The organism is Actinoplanes sp. NPDC049548, assembly GCF_040676695.1.
Lineage (GTDB): Bacteria > Actinomycetota > Actinomycetes > Mycobacteriales > Micromonosporaceae > Actinoplanes.
The window spans coordinates 22,547-39,996 of sequence record NZ_JBFAPM010000006.1 but is presented as its reverse complement, the minus strand read 5'-3'; the positions used below and the strand labels follow the sequence as shown (position 1 = coordinate 39,996).

The 17,450-nt window shown below is 72.4% G+C and carries 19 protein-coding genes; 14 read left to right on the top strand and 5 right to left on the bottom strand.

All coding sequences use genetic code 11. From position 1 onward, the window contains the following. Positions 1 to 12 precede the first annotated feature (12 nt). The 3 genes from AB0J80_RS13955 to AB0J80_RS13945 all read left to right on the top strand — a co-directional run bounded on the left by AB0J80_RS13955 (position 13) and on the right by AB0J80_RS13945 (position 3,624). The gene (locus AB0J80_RS13955; protein WP_364704551.1) at positions 13 to 1,701 is read left to right on the top strand and encodes a ribonuclease J; all 1,689 of its coding nucleotides are present in this window, start codon (positions 13 to 15) and stop codon (positions 1,699 to 1,701) included. 87 nt (positions 1,702 to 1,788) lie between these two features. Further along, positions 1,789 to 3,144: a S1 family peptidase gene (locus tag AB0J80_RS13950; RefSeq protein WP_364704550.1), complete on the top strand. Its 1,356-nt coding sequence runs from the start codon at positions 1,789 to 1,791 to the stop codon at positions 3,142 to 3,144. A 75-nt stretch (positions 3,145 to 3,219) separates the two neighbouring features. Beyond that, positions 3,220 to 3,624 carry a DUF2784 domain-containing protein gene (locus AB0J80_RS13945; RefSeq protein ID WP_364704548.1) on the top strand — a complete coding sequence of 135 codons (405 nt, stop codon included), beginning with the start codon at positions 3,220 to 3,222 and terminating at the stop codon, positions 3,622 to 3,624. On the opposite strand, the gene AB0J80_RS13940 is transcribed toward AB0J80_RS13945, so the two are convergent. Continuing rightward, positions 3,553 to 3,969 carry a YbjN domain-containing protein gene (locus tag AB0J80_RS13940; RefSeq protein WP_364704547.1) on the bottom strand — a complete coding sequence of 139 codons (417 nt, stop codon included), beginning with the start codon at positions 3,967 to 3,969 and terminating at the stop codon, positions 3,553 to 3,555. The genes AB0J80_RS13945 and AB0J80_RS13940 overlap by 72 nt on opposite strands. 87 nt (positions 3,970 to 4,056) lie before the next feature. On the opposite strand from AB0J80_RS13940, the gene AB0J80_RS13935 reads away from it, so the two are divergent. The 9 genes from AB0J80_RS13935 (at position 4,057) to AB0J80_RS13895 (ending at position 12,765) form a co-directional block, all read left to right on the top strand. Next, positions 4,057 to 6,615: a DNA translocase FtsK 4TM domain-containing protein gene (locus AB0J80_RS13935; RefSeq protein WP_364704545.1), complete on the top strand. Its 2,559-nt coding sequence runs from the start codon at positions 4,057 to 4,059 to the stop codon at positions 6,613 to 6,615. Between the two features lie 26 nt (positions 6,616 to 6,641). Beyond that, the gene (gene rimO, locus AB0J80_RS13930) at positions 6,642 to 8,111 is read left to right on the top strand and encodes a 30S ribosomal protein S12 methylthiotransferase RimO (RefSeq protein WP_364704544.1); all 1,470 of its coding nucleotides are present in this window, start codon (positions 6,642 to 6,644) and stop codon (positions 8,109 to 8,111) included. Then, positions 8,108 to 8,704 carry a CDP-diacylglycerol--glycerol-3-phosphate 3-phosphatidyltransferase gene (gene pgsA / locus AB0J80_RS13925; RefSeq protein WP_364704542.1) on the top strand — a complete coding sequence of 199 codons (597 nt, stop codon included), beginning with the start codon at positions 8,108 to 8,110 and terminating at the stop codon, positions 8,702 to 8,704. The genes rimO and pgsA overlap by 4 nt, the downstream gene beginning before the upstream one ends. Positions 8,705 to 8,758: 54 nt before the next feature. Further along, entirely contained in the window at positions 8,759 to 9,025 is a 267-nt protein-coding gene (locus AB0J80_RS13920) for a hypothetical protein (RefSeq protein ID WP_364704540.1), read from the top strand. Beyond that, positions 9,022 to 9,414, top strand: coding sequence for a PIN domain-containing protein (locus tag AB0J80_RS13915; RefSeq protein WP_364704539.1), 393 nt, complete (start codon positions 9,022 to 9,024; stop codon positions 9,412 to 9,414). Before AB0J80_RS13920 ends, AB0J80_RS13915 begins: the two co-directional genes overlap by 4 nt. A gap of 63 nt (positions 9,415 to 9,477) precedes the next feature. Continuing rightward, positions 9,478 to 9,975, top strand: coding sequence for a CinA family protein (locus tag AB0J80_RS13910; RefSeq protein ID WP_364704537.1), 498 nt, complete (start codon positions 9,478 to 9,480; stop codon positions 9,973 to 9,975). A gap of 170 nt (positions 9,976 to 10,145) precedes the next feature. Continuing rightward, positions 10,146 to 10,658, top strand: coding sequence for a helix-turn-helix transcriptional regulator (locus AB0J80_RS13905; RefSeq protein WP_364704535.1), 513 nt, complete (start codon positions 10,146 to 10,148; stop codon positions 10,656 to 10,658). A gap of 411 nt (positions 10,659 to 11,069) precedes the next feature. Further along, positions 11,070 to 11,924: a PspA/IM30 family protein gene (locus AB0J80_RS13900; protein WP_364704533.1), complete on the top strand. Its 855-nt coding sequence runs from the start codon at positions 11,070 to 11,072 to the stop codon at positions 11,922 to 11,924. Between the two features lie 88 nt (positions 11,925 to 12,012). After that, positions 12,013 to 12,765: a hypothetical protein gene (locus AB0J80_RS13895; protein WP_364704531.1), complete on the top strand. Its 753-nt coding sequence runs from the start codon at positions 12,013 to 12,015 to the stop codon at positions 12,763 to 12,765. Here the strand turns inward: AB0J80_RS13895 and AB0J80_RS13890 are convergent. Continuing rightward, on the bottom strand, positions 12,746 to 13,153 hold the full coding sequence (locus tag AB0J80_RS13890) for a carboxymuconolactone decarboxylase family protein (protein WP_364704530.1): 408 nt from the start codon (positions 13,151 to 13,153) through the stop codon (positions 12,746 to 12,748). The two genes, AB0J80_RS13895 and AB0J80_RS13890, sit on opposite strands and share 20 nt — an antisense overlap. Further along, positions 13,150 to 13,881, bottom strand: coding sequence for a dienelactone hydrolase family protein (locus AB0J80_RS13885; RefSeq protein ID WP_364704529.1), 732 nt, complete (start codon positions 13,879 to 13,881; stop codon positions 13,150 to 13,152). The genes AB0J80_RS13890 and AB0J80_RS13885 overlap by 4 nt, the downstream gene beginning before the upstream one ends. A gap of 130 nt (positions 13,882 to 14,011) precedes the next feature. Here AB0J80_RS13885 and AB0J80_RS13880 point away from each other — a divergent pair, with 130 nt between their 5' ends. Then, on the top strand, positions 14,012 to 14,866 hold the full coding sequence (locus AB0J80_RS13880; RefSeq protein WP_364704528.1) for a helix-turn-helix transcriptional regulator: 855 nt from the start codon (positions 14,012 to 14,014) through the stop codon (positions 14,864 to 14,866). On the opposite strand, the gene AB0J80_RS13875 is transcribed toward AB0J80_RS13880, so the two are convergent. Both AB0J80_RS13875 and AB0J80_RS13870 read right to left on the bottom strand, forming a co-directional pair. Continuing rightward, a complete protein-coding gene (locus AB0J80_RS13875; RefSeq protein ID WP_364704526.1) occupies positions 14,817 to 15,614 on the bottom strand; it encodes a DNA-formamidopyrimidine glycosylase family protein in 798 nt (265 codons plus the stop codon). The genes AB0J80_RS13880 and AB0J80_RS13875 overlap by 50 nt on opposite strands. A 3-nt stretch (positions 15,615 to 15,617) precedes the next feature. Continuing rightward, the gene (locus AB0J80_RS13870) at positions 15,618 to 16,403 is read right to left on the bottom strand and encodes an SAM-dependent chlorinase/fluorinase (RefSeq protein WP_364704525.1); all 786 of its coding nucleotides are present in this window, start codon (positions 16,401 to 16,403) and stop codon (positions 15,618 to 15,620) included. Positions 16,404 to 16,484: 81 nt separating this feature from the next. On the opposite strand from AB0J80_RS13870, the gene AB0J80_RS13865 reads away from it, so the two are divergent. Next, positions 16,485 to 17,414: a TIGR03560 family F420-dependent LLM class oxidoreductase gene (locus AB0J80_RS13865; protein ID WP_364704523.1), complete on the top strand. Its 930-nt coding sequence runs from the start codon at positions 16,485 to 16,487 to the stop codon at positions 17,412 to 17,414. The last annotated feature ends 36 nt before the right edge of the window (positions 17,415 to 17,450 follow it).

Sequence of the window (17,450 nt, the reverse complement as noted above, 5' to 3'; positions counted from 1 at the left end):
GGAAAGAAACACATGAGCCAAGCGCACGTCGAGCTGGATCCGCCTCCGCCGCTTCCCGAGGGCGCCCTGCGTGTCATACCGCTCGGTGGACTCGGCGCCATCGGCCGCAACATGACGGTCTACGAGTACGACGGCAAGCTGCTGATCGTCGACTGCGGCGTGCTGTTCCCCGACGTGGAGCAGCCGGGCGTCGACCTGATCCTGCCGGACTTCGACCCGATCCGGGACCGGCTGGAGGACGTCCAGGCCATCGTGCTCACCCACGGGCACGAGGACCACATCGGCGCGGTGCCGTACCTGCTGGCGCTGAAGCCGGACATCCCGCTGGTCGGGTCCGAGTTCACGCTCGCGCTCGTCGAGGCGAAGCTGGCCGAGCGGCGGCTGGACCCGTACACGCTGACCGTGCGGGAGGGCGGCCGGGAGCGGTTGGGCCCGTTCGAGTGCGAGTTCTTCGCCGTCAACCACTCCATCCCGGATGCGCTCGCCGTCGCCGTGCGGACGCCGGCTGGCCTGGTGCTGCACACCGGCGACTTCAAGATGGACCAGGTGCCGCTGGACGGGCGCATCACCGACCTGGCCGGGTTCGCCCGGCTCGGCGCCGAGGGCGTGGACCTGCTGCTGTCGGACTCCACCAACGCGGAGATCCCCGGGTTCGTGACGCCGGAGCGTGACATCGGCCCGGTGCTCAACTCGATCTTCGGCAAGGCCCGCGGCCGGATCATCGTGGCGAGCTTCGCCTCCCACGTGCACCGGGTGCAGCAGGTCATGGACGCGGCGTACGAGTACGAGCGCAAGGTGGCGCTGATCGGCCGCTCGATGGTCCGCAACATGGGCATCGCCCGCGACCTCGGCCTCCTGCGCATCCCGGACGGCCTGCTGGTCAGCCTGGACGAGGCGACGAGCCTGCCGCCGGACGAGATCGTCTTCATGTCGACCGGGTCGCAGGGCGAGCCGATGAGCGCGCTCGGCCGGATGTCGACCGGCGACCACCGGCACATCACCATCGCCCCCGGCGACACCGTGGTGCTGGCCAGCTCGCTGGTGCCGGGCAACGAGACGTCGGTCTACCGGGTCATCAACCAGCTGGCCCGCGCGGGCGCCACGGTGGTGCACAAGGACACCGCCAAGGTGCACGTCTCCGGGCACGCCCCGGCCGGTGAGCTGCTCTACCTGCTCAACGTCGTACGCCCGAGCAACCTGATGCCCGTGCACGGCGAGTGGCGGCACCTGCGCGCCCACGCCCAGCTCGGCATCGAGTCGGGCGTCGCGCCCGACCGGGTCGTGCTCTGCGAGGACGGCGACGTCGTGGACCTGGTCGAGGGTCACGCCCGGCACGTCGGCCGGGTCAAGAACCGCTACGTGTACGTGGACGGCCTCGCCGTCGGCGACGTGAGCGAGTCCCTGCTGACGGAGCGGCGCATCCTCGGCGACGGCGGCTTCATCTCCGCCACCGTGGTCATCGACTCCGTCACCGGCAAGGTCGTCGGCGAGCCCAGCGTCATGGCGAAGGGCTTCTCCGAGGATCCGGAGGCGTTCAACCCGGTGATCCCGTTGCTCACCGCCGCGCTGCACCGCTCGGCGGAGGAGGGGATCACCGACACCCACCAGTTGCAGCAGGTCGTGCGCCGTACGGTGGGCCGCTGGGTCAACGACGCGTACCGCCGCCGCCCCATGATCGTCCCGACCGTCGTCGAGGTCTGACACTTGCATTGAACTGTTCCCGGCTCCCCTTCGTATCGATGAGCACGGTGCCGCCCCCACGGCACCGCGATGCGAGGGGAGTACCGAATGCAGCGCAGAACGGTCGTCGCGATCGCGGCGACGGTGACGGCGGCGGGAGCAGCGGTGGCCTTCACCCTGCCGTCCATGGCGGGTACCACCCCGTCCCGGCGTCCTGCCGCGCAGTCCGCGGACGGGGTGGCTCCGCAGCTGCTAGCCGCGATGAAGCGCGACCTCGGCCTCAGCGCCGACCAGGCCACCGCCCGGGTGCAGCGGGCCGAGTGGGCCAGCGGTGTGAGCGCTCAGCTGCGCAGTGCCTCGGGTGACGCGTACGGCGGTTCCTGGCTGGGCAAGGACGGCACCACGCTGAACGTCGCGATCACCGACGCGAGCCTGGCCGACGACGTCCGCGCCGCCGGCGCCCAGCCCAAGCTGGTGCAGCGCAGCGTGGCCCAGCTGGACGCGGCGAAGCGCGCGCTCGACGCGGCGGCGACGAAGTCCGACCGTGACCTGCCCGGCTGGTACGTCGACGTGGCGTCGAACCAGGTCGTGGTGCAGGCGCTGCCGGGTGACGCCGACCGGGCCGAGGACCTGGCCCAGGACGCGGGCGTACCGGGCTCCGCGGTGCGGGTCGTCACGGTGAGGTCGACGCCGCACCCGCTCGCCGACGTGATCGGCGCCCAGCCGTACTTCATCAACCTGGGCAATGCCCAGGCGCGCTGCTCCATCGGTTTCGCGGTCGAGGGCGGGTTCATCACCGCCGGTCACTGCGGCCAGGCGGGCACCCCGACCACCGACCTCGACAACCAGGCCCAGGGCGAGGTGGAGGCGTCGGTCTTCCCGGGCAACGCCGACATGGGCTTCGTCCAGACCGAGGCCGACGTGCGGCTCCAGCCGTTCGTGGACGACTTCGACGGCAACGCGCTGCCGGTCGGCGGCTCGACCGAGGCGCCCGTCGGCGCGGCGGTCTGCCGGTCCGGCTCCACCACCGGCACCTTCTGCGGGACGATCCTGGCCAAGAACCAGACGGTCAACTACCCGGAGGGTACGGTCACCGGCCTCACCCGTACCGATGTCTGCGCCGAAGGCGGCGACTCGGGCGGCCCGTGGCTCTCGGGTGACCAGGCGCAGGGTGTCACCTCGGGCGGCTCCGGCGACTGCAAGGTCGGCGGCGAGACGTTCTTCCAGCCGGTCAACGAGATCCTCCAGCGCAACAACCTGACGCTGCTCACCACGGCCGGCGGTGGCGGCAACGGCGGTGGCGACACCGGCGGCGACGCGACCCAGCCTCCCGCCGAGGCCACCACGCCTCCGCCCGCCGAGGCGACGCAGCCGCCCGGCAACAACGGCAACGGCAACGGCAACGGTCGGGGCCATGGCCACAGGCACCGCGGTCCGCTCGGACAGATCCTCGGGCTGAACTGACGGTCCCCAAGACGTGCTGCCCGCGTAGGTCATCCTCCGTCCTGCGCGGGCAGCACTGTGTCTACCTTTGGAGATGTGGGTTACTCGCTGCTGATCGTGGCCGCCGTCGGGGCGCACTTCGCGTTCCTGGCGTTCGGCATCTTCGGCGGCTTCCTGGCCTGGCGCTGGCCCCGGTTGATCTGGCTGCAGGCCGTGTCCGCGCTCTGGCTGCTGGTCATCGTCGTGGCCAAGCTCTACTGCCCGCTCACCTGGCTGGAGGACCGTGGGCGGGAGGGCCTCGGCAAGCCGCCGCTGGAAGGCGGCTTCCTCGACAACCACGCCGCGGGCGTCTTCTACCCGCACGGCTACGAGTGGGTCGCCCAGCTCGTCGTCGCCGCCCTCGTCCTGATCTCGTGGACCGGCTTCGCGCTACTTCAGCGCCGCAACCGCCTCCGCCAGCTCGATGCCGGTGGCGATGCCGCAGACCATCACCTGGTCTAGCTGCTCGGGCGTGACGCCGTGCTCGAAGTCGGCGCCCACCTCGCCCACCACGTGCACCACCCCGTCGTCACCGGTGTGCACGTACGCCTTGGGCCAGAGCCGGTCGTGGTTCCAGGCGTTGCAGAAGGCGTACAGCCGGGGCACGTCGTCGGTGCTGAACGCGGGATGGGTCAGCGCCCGGACCTGGAAGATCTCCTGGTTCTTGCCGAGCCGGAAGAAGTACACGAGGCAGCCCTGCCAGTTGCCGCCGACGTCGCCGTCCTCGTCGACGAAGTGGGCGAACTCGCGGGCGTTGAGCGCCGAGACGATCAGGTCGTGGCTCAGCGGCTGCAGGGGCGCGGACATGGTGATCATCCTAATCGGGGAAAAAGCGAAACCTGGTCACGGTGCGGCGCGCAGGCTCGCGGGCGCCGCACCGTTACGGTAAGGGACATGGCGGGCCGTACTCCTCCGGCGAGCCGGGGCCGTGCCGCGTCCAAGGGCGGCTCCGCGTCGGCGCGTGCCCGGCAGCCGGTGCGCCAGCCCGTCCGCAAGGCCGCCGCCGCCCCGGCCCGCAAGTCCCCTCCCGCGCGCACCCGGGCACGCAGTGCCACCCGGGCGCGTCCCAGCGTCGGCTCGGCCGTCGCCGGCGGCGTCGGCCGCGGGGTCAGCGCCGTCTGGATGGGCCTGGCCCACAGCGTCGGCTGGGTCGCCCGCGGCGTCGGCCGGCAGGCCGCCACCGCCAAGGAGATCGATCCCGAGCACCGCCGCGACGGCGCCGGCCTGCTCATGCTCGGCCTCGCCATCCTCGTCGGGGTGGCGGTCTGGGCGGGCTCCGCCGGCCCGGTCGGCACGTGGCTCGCCGACGCCGTCCGGCTCTTCCTGGGCGGCCTGGGCGTCCTGCTCCCGCTGCTCCTGCTGTACGGCGCCGTCCGCTTCATGCGCAAGCCGGCCGACCCCGAGCACCGGGGCCGGTCCGTGGTCGGCTGGAGCGCCCTGGTGATCGCCACGGCGAGCCTGCTGCACATCAGCCGGCATCCCGCCGAGGACGAGCTCACCGGCGCCGGCGGGCTCCTCGGGTACGGCGTGGGCTCGCTGCTCGAGCGGGCGGTCACCGCGTGGGTGGCCGTACCGTTGCTGATCCTGCTGTTCGTCTTCGGCCTGCTGGTCATCACCGCGACGCCGATCAACAAGATCCCCGAGCGGCTCCTGCTCCTCACCGACGTGCTGCTGGGCCGGTCGACCGCCCGCGCGCCGCTGCCCGAGCCCGGCCTGGCCGACCTCGGCGACGACGGCGACGAAGACCAGGACGAGGAGCCGAAGCGCCGCCGGCCCGCCCGGCGCCGCCAGGGCTCGCTCGCCGACATCGGCCTGGCCCCGGGCGAGGACGAGGGCGGGGAGGCCGCGGAGGACGAGATCCTGCACGACACGGTCGCCCTGCCGCGCGGCGCCAAGCTGCCCGCCGGCCGCAAGGCCCCGGAGCCGCCGGAGCACTCGCCGCTGCCCACCCGCGCCGAGCAGCTCGACATCAACTCGGTGCCCGGCGACTACCGCCTGCCGCCGCCGAACCTGCTCGGCAAGGGCACGCCACCCAAGTCCCGCAGCCGCGCCAACGACGAGATCATGGCGGCGCTCACCGGCGTCTTCGACCAGTTCAACATCGACGCGCAGGTCACCGGCTTCACCCGGGGACCGACGGTCACCCGCTACGAGGTCGAGGTCGGGCCGGGCGTCAAGGTCGAGCGGATCACCCAGCTGTCGCGCAACATCGCGTACGCGGTGAAGTCGCCCGACGTGCGCATCCTCTCGCCGATCCCCGGCAAGAGCGCCGTCGGCGTGGAGATCCCGAACACCGACCCCGAGAACGTCTCCCTCGGCGACGTGCTGCGCTCGCGCGCCGCCACGGCCGACCACCACCCGATGCTGGTCGCGCTCGGCAAGGACATCGAGGGCGGGTTCGTCGTCGCCAACCTGGCGAAGATGCCGCACATCCTGATCGCGGGCGCCACCGGTGCCGGTAAGTCGTCGTGCCTCAACTCGCTGCTGGTGTCCCTGCTGACCCGGGCCACCCCGGACGAGGTGCGGTTGCTGCTGGTCGACCCGAAGCGGGTGGAGATGACCGCGTACGAGGGCATCCCGCACCTCGTCACGCCGATCGTCACCAACCCGAAGAAGGCCGCCGACGCCCTCGAATGGGTCGTCCGCGAGATGGACATGCGCTACGACGACCTGGCGGCCAACGGCGTACGCCACGTCGACGACTTCAACCGCAAGGTGCGCAACGGCGAGATCGTCGCCCCGCCCGGCAGCGAGCGGGTCATGAAGCCGTACCCGTATCTGCTGGTGATCGTCGACGAGCTGGCCGACCTCATGATGGTCGCGCCGCGCGACGTGGAGGACTCGGTCGTCCGCATCACCCAGCTGGCCCGCGCGGCCGGCATCCACCTGGTGCTGGCCACCCAGCGACCCTCGGTCGACGTGGTGACCGGCCTGATCAAGGCCAACGTCCCGTCCCGCCTGGCGTTCGCCACCAGCTCGCTGGCCGACTCCCGGGTCATCCTCGACCAGCCCGGCGCGGAGAAGCTGCTGGGCCGCGGCGACGGCCTGTTCCTGCCGATGGGCGCCTCCAAGCCGATCCGCATCCAGGGCGCCTGGGTCGACGAGAAGGAGATCGCCCAGGTCGTCAAGTTCTGCAAGGACCAGCGGGAGCCCGAGTTCCGCGAGGACGTCACCACCCCGGTCGCCAACAAGAAGAAGGAGATCGACGAGGAGATCGGCGACGATCTGGACGTGCTGCTCCAGGCGATCGAGCTGGTCGTCACCTCGCAGTTCGGCTCCACCTCGATGCTGCAGCGCAAGCTGCGCGTCGGCTTCGCCAAGGCGGGCCGCCTGATGGACCTGATGGAGACCCGCGGCATCGTGGGCCCCTCGGAGGGCTCGAAGGCCCGCGAGGTGCTGGTCAAGCCGGACGAGCTGGAGGCGACGCTCGCCACCCTCCGCCTCGACGACTGAGCGCGGAGTGCCGGTAACCTTGTCGGGTGTCCGTGACTCCTTCCCCCCGCCGCGTCGCTCTCCTGACCCTCGGCTGTGCCCGTAACGAGGTCGACTCCGAGGAGCTCGCCGCGCGCCTCGACGCGGGAGGTTGGCAGGTCAGCACGGACGCTGAGGGCGCCGACGTGGTGGTCGTCAACACCTGCGGCTTCGTCGAGAAGGCGAAGCAGGACTCGATCGAGACGCTGCTCGCCGCCGCCGACACCGGCGCCAAGGTGGTCGCGGCCGGCTGCATGGCCGAACGGTACGGGCGGGAGCTGGCCGAGAGCCTTCCCGAGGCCCAGGCCGTGCTGGGCTTCGACGACTACACCGACATCGCCGCCCGGCTCGACGGCGTGCTGGCGGGGGAGCGGTTCGACTCCCACACCCCGCGCGACCGGCGTGAGCTGCTGCCATTGACCCCTGTCAACCGGCAGGCGGCCAAGGTCGTCGTCCCCGGGCACGCCACCGTCGACGAGCACACGCCCGCCCACCTGCGTACGGTGCTGCGGCGCCGGCTCGACACCGGGCCGGTCGCCAGCCTCAAGCTCGCCAGCGGCTGCGACCGGCGGTGCTCTTTCTGCGCGATCCCGGCCTTCCGCGGGGCGTTCGTGTCCCGCGACCCGCAGGAGCTGCTCGCCGAGGCGGAATGGCTGGCGAAGACCGGCGTCCGCGAGCTGGTGCTGGTCAGCGAGAACAGCACCTCCTACGGCAAGGACCTCGGCGACCCGCGCGCGCTCGAGAAGCTGCTGCCGCAGCTCGCCGCCGTGGACGGGATCGTGCGGGTGCGGGCCAGCTACCTGCAGCCCGCCGAGACGCGGCCGGGCCTGGTCGAGGTGATCGCCACCACGCCCGGCGTCGCGGCGTACTACGACCTGTCGTTCCAGCACTCCAGCGAGCCGGTGCTGCGCCGCATGCGCCGCTTCGGCTCGACCGAGCGCTTCCTGGAGCTGCTCGCCTCGGCGCGGGCGCTCGCCCCCGAGGCCGGCGCGCGCAGCAACTTCATCGTCGGCTTCCCCGGCGAGACGAAGCAGGACGTCGAGGAGCTGGTCCGCTTCCTGACCGACGCCCGCCTCGACGCCATCGGCGTCTTCGACTACAGCGACGAGGACGGCACCGAGGCCGCCGGTCTGCCCGGCAAGGTGCGCGAGGACACGATCAAACGCCGGTACGCCCGGATCAGCGACCTGGCCGACGAGCTGTGCGCCCAGCGCGCCGAGGACCGCCTCGGCTCCCTGGTCGAGGTCATGGTCGACTCGGTGGACGCGGGCGAGGTGGAGGGCCGGGCGGAACACCAGGCCCCCGAGGTCGACGGCTCCACCACCCTGGTGGCCGGCGACGCCCAGGTCGATGTGGCGGCGCTGCGACCGGGCGACCTCGTGCGCGCCCGGGTCACCGCCACCGAGGGCGTCGACCTGGTCGCCGTACCGATCGAGATGATCTCGGCGGCCCCCCTGGTCCGGACCGCACGGCCATGACCGACGAGCCGGTGCCGGTCGCCGCCTCCCGGCGGGTCCCGCTCAACAACCCGGCCAACCTGCTGACGGCCGTCCGCATCGTGCTCGTCCCGGTCTTCGTCGTGGTCGTCGCCGTGTCCGAGATGACGGAGTCGGCCTGGCGCATCGCGGCGTGCCTGACCTTCTGCGTCGCGTCGGCGACGGACTTCGCGGACGGCTGGATCGCCCGCCGGTACGAGCTCGTCACCTCGTTCGGCAAGGTGGCCGACCCCATCGCCGACAAGGCCCTCACCGGCAGCGCGCTGGTTCTGCTGTCGGCGTACGGGACCTTGTCGTGGTGGGTGACGGGGTTGATCCTGCTCCGCGAATGGGGAGTGACGGCGCTGCGGTTCTGGGTGATCCGCTACGGCATCATCCCGGCCAGCCGGGGCGGCAAGCTGAAGACCGCCCTGCAGATCGCGGCCATCGCCTGGTTCCTGTGGCCGGTGCCCGAGCCGTTCGACGTCATCGGCGTCTGGCTCATGGTGGCCGCCCTGATCGTCACCCTCATCACCGGCGCCGACTACGTCCTGCAGGCGGTGCGCATCCGCCGGAAGGCCACCGCCGGAGGCTAGCCGGCCGATAAGGTGACCTGCCATACGATCGCCATACCGATGTATGGTGCCCGTATGGCGACGAAGAAGGTCACGGTCACCCTTCCTGAGGAACTTGTCGAAGCTCTCGGGGTAGCCGCGCTCGAGGATGGGATTCCGCTGTCCAGGCTCGTGGCGAGTGCGGCCGAGAGGGAACTGCGGCGGCGGATCGGGCAGCGACTGGTCGCCGAATGGCAAGCCGAACAAGGCGCCTTCACGGCGGAGGAACTCGCCGCCGCCAAGGCGGAGATGGCCGCAGCCGACAGCCAAGCACACAGCGGTTCCGCGACGGCGGCCGCGTGAGCTTCCCCTACGTCTACGACGCCGGCGCACTGATCGCGATCGACGGCAACGACCGGAGGATGTGGGCGATCCATCATCTCGCGATCGAGGAGGGGCGGCAGATTCTCGTGCCGGCCGTGGTGGTCAGCCAGGCCTGGCGCCATCCACGCCGTCAGGTTCAGCTCGGCCGGTTCCTGCAGAGCTGCGAAGTCGTCCCCGTCGGATCGGAGCTGGCCAAGGCGGCCGGCGTGTTGTGCGGTAAGGCGGGGACGAAGGACGTGGTCGACGCGGTCGTGGTCGCCCTCGCGCTCAGCCGTGGCGCCATCGTGTTCACCAGCGATCCGGATGACATCGCACGCCTTTCCCTCGCCTCGCAGGTCAAGCCGGGAATCGTCATTCGCCGGCTGTGAGCCGGCCGACTACTCGCGTGGAATGTGGGCATATGACGGTGTCTCACGAACACAAGGAGGGACATGGACACCGGGGTAGCCGCGGCAGCCGCCGTACACGCACTCGTCGAACGCCGGCAGACCCTGGCGGTGGCGGAGTCGCTGACCGGCGGGCTCCTCGCCGCCACCGTCGTGGAGATCCCGGGGGTCAGCTCGGTCTTCCGCGGCGGGCTCGTCGTGTACGCGACAGAGCTCAAGCACTCGCTCGCGGGCGTACCGGAGGACCTGCTCGCCGACCGCGGCCCGGTCGACCCGGACGTCGCCAAGGCCCTCGCCGAGGGCGCACGCGGGCGCTGCGGGGCCGACTGGGGTCTCGCCACCACCGGTGTCGCGGGTCCCGAGCCGCAGGACGGTAAACCCGTCGGGATGGTTTTCGTCGCCGTGGCGGGCCCCACCCGCACCACCGTCCAGGAGCTCAAGCTGGCCGGCTCCAGGGACGACATCCGGCACGAGACGATGACCTCCGCCCTCTCGCTTCTGGTCGATGAGCTGCGGCAATCCGGCGAGGGAACATCGGCGTGAGCGTCCGCGTTCCCCGTACGTCATGATCGTTGTCAGTTACGCCGCGGGCAGTCGGCGCTTCCCGGGCGTCCCGGAATTCGGCGGGGCGGGATGTCGGCGTGGCCCGCAACGGGTACGGTTGCGGGAAGCCTCCGGCGGCTGCCGGCGGCCCCGCCGCAGGAGGAGGTGCCATGGTCCTGCTACGCCGGGTTATCGGTGACGCACTTCGGGCGCGTCGGCAGGGACAGCACCGCACGCTGCGTGAGGTGTCGACCGCCGCCAACGTCAGCCTCGGATATCTCTCCGAGATCGAACGCGGCCAGAAGGAGGCGTCGAGCGAGCTGCTCGCCGCCATCTGCGAGGCCCTGGGCGCACGCCTGTCCGAGGTGCTCGGCGAGGTGAGCGACACCCTCGCGCTCGCGGAGGGCATGCAGGGCGTGCTCGTGCCCGTGGAGACCGCGCCCACCCAGTCGACCGGCTCGGCCGCCGCATCGGCGCCGGAAACGCCGGTGAAGGCCGCCACCGCCGCGATGAAGGCCGCGTCCGCCGGGGCGCAGGCAGCGCAGCAGGCGAAGGACGCGGCACCGGTGCGCCAGGTGACCACCGACGGCACCGTGTCGGTGTCGGTGCGCCAGGACACGCCGCTCAAGGCCACCCTGCGCACGCGCCGCAAGCGCGAGCGCGACGTGATCTACGCCGCCTGAGTCATCGCCGGCCTTTCTCCCCGGGGGCGGGGTGGGGCCGGCGCCCGGCGGCGCTCCTCAGGCGGTTCCCTTTCCCGGCGGCCCTCTTCAGGCCGGCCGGGCGGCGTGGGGTGTGCGGGCTTTCGGCTTCCTTGGGCGGTCTTTCCTGTCCCGGCCCTGCCGCTCGCCGCGCCGGGCGGGCGTGTGCCGGCCGGGCTGCTCACGACCGGCCCGACCGTGGCGTCGCCGGAACGCCGATCGGCGCGTAGCCTCGTTGTGGGGGATCCCCCGGTAACACCCTGAGATCCCCCCGAGGTCACGTGACGCCGGTGGCGTGGAGCTGACACGATGGAGCCCGCGCCATCGTGAAGACCCCTCGGGCCCGCGTCGGTGGCGCGTCCGATGCAGCGACATTGAGGGGATACCGCGGATATGGCGAACCCGTTCGTCAAGGGCTGGCGTTACGTGATGGCGCTCTTCGGCGCGAAGATCGACGAGTACGCCGACCCGAAGGTGCAGATCCAGCAGGCCATCGAGGATGCCCAGCGGCAGCACCAGGCGCTCGTGCAGCAGGCCGCGGCCGTGATCGGCAACCAGCGTCAGCTCGAGATGAAGCTGTCGCGGCAGATGTCCGAGGTCGAGAAGCTGCAGGGCATGGCGCGGCAGGCGCTGGTCCTGGCCGACCGCGCCCGGGCCGGCGGCGACGAGGCCGAGGCCCAGAAGTACGAGTCGACGGCGCAGACGCTCGCCACCCAGCTGGTGTCCGGCGAGCAGTCGATGGAGGACCTGAAGACCCTGCACGACCAGGCGCTCGCCGCCGCCGGGCAGGCGCGCAAGGCGGTCGAGAACAACGCGATGGTGCTCCAGCAGCGCATCGCCGAGCGTTCCCGCCTGCTCAGCCAGCTCGAGCAGGCCAAGATGCAGGAGACCGTCGCCAAGTCGCTCGAGTCGATGTCGTCGCTCGCCGCGCCGGGCAACACCCCGTCCCTGGACGAGGTCCGCGACAAGATCGAGCAGCGGTACGCCAACGCGATGGGCCGCGCCGAGCTCGCCTCGAACTCGGTCGAGGGCCGCATGCTGGAGGTGCAGAAGTCGAGCCTCGACATGGCCGGCTCCTCCCGCCTGGAGCAGATCCGGGCCAGCATGGCCGGCGAGAAGCTCGGCAGCGCCCCGGCCCAGCCGGCGGTCGAGCAGGCGCCGGCGGCCGACCCGGCCGGTGTCGCCCGCCTCGACGAGATCCGGGCCAGCATGAACAGCAAGCGCGGGGACACCACAGCCGCAGGCTGACCCCGCCGAACGCTGTCCGGCCCGGCCATCGGACCCAGTCAGGCCCGGCCGGGCCGGGTGCCCCACGAGCGGAAGACGGGAGCGGACGGTGGACGAGAGGACCAGGTACTTCCGGCGGCTCAAGCGCCTGCGCGGCTCGGCGCGGCGGTGGAGCGTCATCGGAGGTGGGCTGACCGCGGCCACCGCTGTGCTCACGCCGTACGCGGGGATCGGGATCGCCGACGCCGCCTGGGCCGCCTCCGCCGGGGCCTCCGTGGCGCTGGCCTGGTGGCGGTGGAGCGACCATCGGGAGCTCGCCGCCGTCCCACCCCCGCCGGCGCCTCCGCCGGCCCTCCCCGGCCAGCGCCTTGTCGCCGCGGTCGAGCGTTTCCCGGCCGGCCGCCAGATGGTCCAGGAGATCCGCCGGCAGCGCGACCGGTACGCGCTACGCGGCTCGGCCGTCGCGCAGGCCTGGGACCGCCTGGACCGAGCCTCCGCCACCCTCGCCGGGCTCGCCGGCCGCTTGACGGGCCCCGGCGAGGGCGCCGTCCTCGAGGCGACCGTGGCCGAGCAGTGGCTGCGCGACCTCGGCCAGCGCGTGGCCAGCGTGGAGCGGGCCCTCCCGTTGACCCCGGCGGACCGCCGCGCCGTCCTCGAGGAGTCCCACGAGAGCCTGGCGAAGCAGTTCACCGAGGGCGTGTCCGCCTACGAGCGGCTGGTCGCCGCGGCGGCGAGCTACGTCGCCGAGGACGGCCACCCGGTGAGCGCCCAGCATCCCGCCCTGACCAGCCTCATCGACGCGACGGATCGGCTGCGCGGCCTGGCCGAGGGGCTGTCCGAGCTCAAGCGCCCGGCGGCGTGACGGGCAGCTCTCCACGGTCCTTCAGCATCTGCCGCGCGACGGCCATCGCATTCACCGTCCGGGGGAATCCGGCGTAGGGCAGGGCCTGGAGCACCGCCTCGACGAGCTGGTGCGGTTCCAGGCCGACGGTGCGGGCGCCGGACAGGTGGGCGGCGAGCTGACGCTCCGTGTCGCCCAGCGCGATGAGCACACCGATGGTGACGAGCTCCCGCTGCGCGGCGGACAGGCCGGGCCGGGAATGGATGTCGCCGTAAGCGAACTCGACCGCGAGGCGTGGCAGGTCCGGGCACACCTCGGCGAGGAGCCGGTAGGCCTCCTGGCGAGGCTGAGGGTGGTTTCCGTCGAGCTCAGCGATCCGCGCGGCGCCGCGGGTATGGCGCTCGCTCATGCCGCGACGCCGGTGAAGGCGAGGATGCGGCGCCATGCGTCGTCGCAGGCGTCGCGCCAGGCGGCGGCCGAGCGGTCGAAGAACGAGTGCGGGGCGCCGTCGTAGACGTACATCTCGTGGGGCACGCCGGCGTCGGTGAGCTGGGCGTCGAGCTGGTGGAACCGCTCCTGCGTGGTCGCGACGTCGTCGCCCGCCACGAGCAGGAGCAGCGGCGACGAGATCTGGTCGACGACGTCCTCGACGTGCGCCGGGTCGCCGTAGAAGCCGATCGCCCCCGCAACCGGGAGGTCGCTTGCGGCGAGGCGCCAGGACTGGCCGCCGCCGAAGCAGAAACCCACCGTGAAGGTTGCGCCGGGATTGGCGGCCGCCAGGTGGTCGGCTGCCGCGCGTACGTCCGCAGCCACCTCGTCCGGGCGCACCTGGGGGAGCAGCGGCTCCCAGGCGAAGTCGTCGCCGCGCCCGCCGACGCCGGCGGTACGGCCGTAGTAGTCGACGACGACCGCCCCGAAACCGGCCTCGGCGAAGCGGCAGGCCAGGTCCTGGTAGTACGCGTGCACGCCCCGGACGTCGGGCAGGATCACGACGTTCCGGCCGTTCGGCTGCTCGGGCAGGGCCTGGTACGCGGCGAAGCGCGTACCGTCGGCGGAGGTGAGCGTGACGCCGCCGCCCTCCCTGACCCCGCCGCTGATCGGACCGGCCGGTGGCCGGCTGTCGGTGCTGTGGCACATGGTGGAGCTCCTTCGGTCTCGAGCGGTGGACACCATGCTGGGGACGAGGTCGGAGGCCGGGCCAGAGCCTGGCTTTACCGGTAACGGCAGGGCCACCCTCGGGCGGCCGGGGGCGGGAATACTGTCCGTCATGGATGACCGCCGTGAACTGGGCCGCTTCCTGCGGTCGCGCCGGGCCCGGACGAGTCCGGAGCGGGCCGGGCTGCACGTCTCCCCACGCCGGCGGGTGCAGGGGTTGCGGCGCGAGGAGGTGGCGCAGCTTGCCGGGATCAGCGTCGAGTACTACGTGCGGCTGGAGCAGGGCCGGGCGACCCGGCCGAGCGGGCAGGTCCTGGAGGCGCTGGCCCGGGCCCTGGAGCTGGACGAGACGGAACGCGCCCACCTGCACGACCTGACCCGGTACACCACTGCGGCGCCGCGTTCCGCCCGGCCGGGGCGGGCCCGCCCCGAGCTCGTCCAGTTGCTGGCGTTGATGGAACGGACGCCGGCTCTGCTGATCGACTACCGGATGGACGTGCTCGCCGGGAACCGGCTGGCGGCGATGCTGTTCTTCGACTTCGACGCGGTGTCCGCGCGCGAGCGCAACCTTGCTCGGTTCGCTTTTCTGGACCCGGCTGCCCGCGAGCGTTTCGTCGACTGGGGTGATGTCGCCCGCGCGACCGTCGGGGCGCTACGGCTGGCGGCGGGGCGTCATCCCCGCGACGAGCCGCTGGCCACGCTGGTGGGTGAGCTGACGTTGCGCAGCGAGGCGTTCCGGGAGCTGTGGTCCGGGCGCGACGTCCGCGAGCGTACGCACGGGCGGAAACGTTTCCGGCATCCGCTCGTCGGCGAGCTGACCCTGCGGTACGAGAACTTCGACGTGCCGGGCGCCTCGGGGCAGCGGCTGGTCGCCTTCTCCGCCGACCCGGCCGGCCCGGATCAGGCGGCGCTCGAGCTCATGGCGATGTGGCGGGCTTCGGCTGACAGTGCGGACACCAGTACGTGACGCGTTCGTCCTGGTCCGCCTTCTCGATCGCGGTGCCACAGCGGCGGCAGGGCTGGGCTCTGCGGCCGTACACGTAACTGGTCTGGCCCCGGCGCAGGGAGCCCGTCGTCGTCTGCGTCCAGCGGCCCCGGTTGGAGGCCACGAGCTTCTGTGCCAGCCGGACCGTGCCGTCGAGGTCGGGCACGTCGGCCACCGGTGTCCACGGCCACAGGCCGCGCAGGAACAGGGTTTCGGCCTTGTAGAGGTTGCCGACGCCGGCGAGGTTGCGCTGGTCGAGGAGTGCCTCGGCGATGCTGGCCTGCGGTTTCGCGGCGATGCGGCGCACGGCCTCGGCGGGGTCCCAGTCGTCGCCGAGCAGGTCCGGGCCGAGGTGCCCGACGAGCGAGTCCTCCTCGGCGGTGGGGACCAGCGTCACCTCGTGCAGGTGGTAGCCGACGGCCACGGCCCGCTTCGTCTTGAGCACGACGCGGATGAGATGGGCGGGGCGGCCGGTCCAGCGCTCGCCCGGGGCGTACGCCCGCCAGGCGCCCTCCATGCGCAGGTGCGAGTGCAGGGTCATGGCCCGGTCGTCGCGGGTGAGGCGGAGCAGCAGGTGCTTGCCGCGGCTGGCCGACTCCGCGACCGTCCAGCCGGTCAGGTCGGTGGTCGCGAGCCGCGGCACCCGGAAGTCGGAGCCGGTGAGGACGTCACCGAGGAGCGCCTTCTCGAGGACGCGCGCGGTGTTCCAGACGGTGTCACCCTCGGGCATGTCTCAGCGTTCCGCCACGCGGACCACGTCGCCGGGGCGCACGGACAGGACAACGACGGCCCGGCCCCCGTTGACGGCGATGGCGACCCGGCCGGCGGAGTCCTCGTAGACGATGAGCTCGCCCGGGCCGGCGTCGCCGAACGTCTGGGCGCGGCGCGCCTTGACCCCGCCGACCACCAGCTCGGGGCCGAGGCCGCTGAGCATGCTGCCGCCGGCCGCGAGCTGCACGTTGCCGAACCGGTCGACCGTCACGACCTCGGCCTCGATCCAGCCGTCGCCGATCGCCACGACCGGGTCGGGCAGGCGTACCACGGACTTCGGGTCGACGGACGGCCCGGCGTCGGTCAGCGGCTCGCCGAGTGCCAGCCGCGCCGCGACGGGGGAGAAGATGTCGCGGCCGTGGAAGGTGCGGGAGATGTCGCCGAGGAACCAGTCGCGGTTGGTCAGCTCCACCACGGTGTCCAGTCCGCCGAGCGCCTCGGCGGCCCACACCAGCAGCCCGTTGTCCGGGCCGACGAGCAGGCCGTTCGGGGTGCCGACGGCGATGCCGCGCCGCTCGGTGCCGACCCCCGGATCCACCACGGCGACGTGCACCGACGGCGGCAGGTGCGGCGCCGTCTGCGCCAGCACGGCGGCCCCGCGGGCGACGTCCGCCGGCGGCACGTGGTGTGTGACATCGATGACACGTACGGCGGGAGCCAGGCGCGCGATCACCCCGTGGCAGGCGGCGGCGAAACCGTCGAACGTGCCGTAGTCGGTGGTGAGGCTGATCCATCCATAGGAGCCCATGGGGAGTTACGTTACTGCCCCGGCACGCTTTGTGCCGGGCATGCCTCCTGGGCGCGTCGCCGGCTCTGGCAGGGTTGAGGCATGCGTCTCGTCATCTTCACCGAACCCCAGCAGGGCGCCTCGTACGACGACCTGCGCCGGGTGGCCCAGCTCGCCGAGGACGCGGGCTACGACGGCTTCTTCCGCTCGGACCACTACCTCGCCATGGGCGGTGACGGCCTGCCCGGCCCGACCGACGCGTGGGTGACGCTGGCCGGGCTCGCCGTGCAGACCTCGCGGATCCGGCTCGGCACGCTGGTCACCTCGGCGACGTTCCGCCTGCCCGGCCCGCTGGCGATCAGCGTCGCCCAGGTCGACGCGATGAGCGGCGGGCGGGTCGAGCTCGGCCTGGGCGGCGGGTGGTTCGAGGCGGAGCACAGCGCCTACGGGATCCCGTTCCCGCCGCTCGGGGAGCGCTTCGACCGCCTCGAGGAGCAACTGGAGATCGTCACGGGGCTGTGGGCCACGCCGCAGGGCGAGCGCTACAGCTTCGACGGCAAGCACTACCAGGTGTCGGACTCCCCGGCGCTGCCGAAGCCCGCGCAGTCGCCGCGCCCGCCGGTCATCGTGGGCGGCAAGGGCAAGAAGCGCACCCCGGCCCTGGCCGCCCGGTACGCCGACGAGTTCAACACCCCGTTCAGCAAGATCGAGGACCTTCCCGCCATGTACGACCGGGTCCGCGAGGCGTCCCGGGCCATCGGCCGCGAGACCCCGCCGGAGTTCTCGGCGGCCGCCGTCCTGTGCGTGGGCCGCGACGACGCCGAGGTCGCGCGCCGGGCGGCGGCGATCGGGCGCGAGGTGGACGAGATGCGCGGCAACGGCGGCATCGTGGGCACCCCGGACCAGGTCGTGGACATCCTCGGCCGGTACGCGGAGGCCGGCGCGTCGCGGATGTACCTCCAGCTGCTCGACCTGAGCGACCTGGGGCACGTCGAGCTGGTAGCCGCCACCGTGGCGCCTCAGCTGGCCTGATCCTGCTCATTCGGCCCCGTCCGGCTACTCAACCGG

Coding starts and splice junctions, on each gene's coding strand:
- AB0J80_RS13865 (WP_364704523.1), top strand. CDS start 16,485: ATGCGTCTCGTCATCTTCACCGAACCCCAGCAGGGCGCCTCGTACGAC.
- AB0J80_RS13870 (WP_364704525.1), bottom strand. CDS start 16,403: ATGGGCTCCTATGGATGGATCAGCCTCACCACCGACTACGGCACGTTC.
- AB0J80_RS13940 (WP_364704547.1), bottom strand. CDS start 3,969: ATGTCCGCGCCCCTGCAGCCGCTGAGCCACGACCTGATCGTCTCGGCG.
- AB0J80_RS13935 (WP_364704545.1), top strand. CDS start 4,057: ATGGCGGGCCGTACTCCTCCGGCGAGCCGGGGCCGTGCCGCGTCCAAG.
- AB0J80_RS13885 (WP_364704529.1), bottom strand. CDS start 13,881: ATGTGCCACAGCACCGACAGCCGGCCACCGGCCGGTCCGATCAGCGGC.
- AB0J80_RS13920 (WP_364704540.1), top strand. CDS start 8,759: ATGGCGACGAAGAAGGTCACGGTCACCCTTCCTGAGGAACTTGTCGAA.
- AB0J80_RS13950 (WP_364704550.1), top strand. CDS start 1,789: ATGCAGCGCAGAACGGTCGTCGCGATCGCGGCGACGGTGACGGCGGCG.
- AB0J80_RS13890 (WP_364704530.1), bottom strand. CDS start 13,153: ATGAGCGAGCGCCATACCCGCGGCGCCGCGCGGATCGCTGAGCTCGAC.
- AB0J80_RS13900 (WP_364704533.1), top strand. CDS start 11,070: ATGGCGAACCCGTTCGTCAAGGGCTGGCGTTACGTGATGGCGCTCTTC.
- AB0J80_RS13880 (WP_364704528.1), top strand. CDS start 14,012: ATGGATGACCGCCGTGAACTGGGCCGCTTCCTGCGGTCGCGCCGGGCC.
- AB0J80_RS13910 (WP_364704537.1), top strand. CDS start 9,478: ATGGACACCGGGGTAGCCGCGGCAGCCGCCGTACACGCACTCGTCGAA.
- AB0J80_RS13905 (WP_364704535.1), top strand. CDS start 10,146: ATGGTCCTGCTACGCCGGGTTATCGGTGACGCACTTCGGGCGCGTCGG.
- AB0J80_RS13955 (WP_364704551.1), top strand. CDS start 13: ATGAGCCAAGCGCACGTCGAGCTGGATCCGCCTCCGCCGCTTCCCGAG.
- AB0J80_RS13875 (WP_364704526.1), bottom strand. CDS start 15,614: ATGCCCGAGGGTGACACCGTCTGGAACACCGCGCGCGTCCTCGAGAAG.
- pgsA (WP_364704542.1), top strand. CDS start 8,108: ATGACCGACGAGCCGGTGCCGGTCGCCGCCTCCCGGCGGGTCCCGCTC.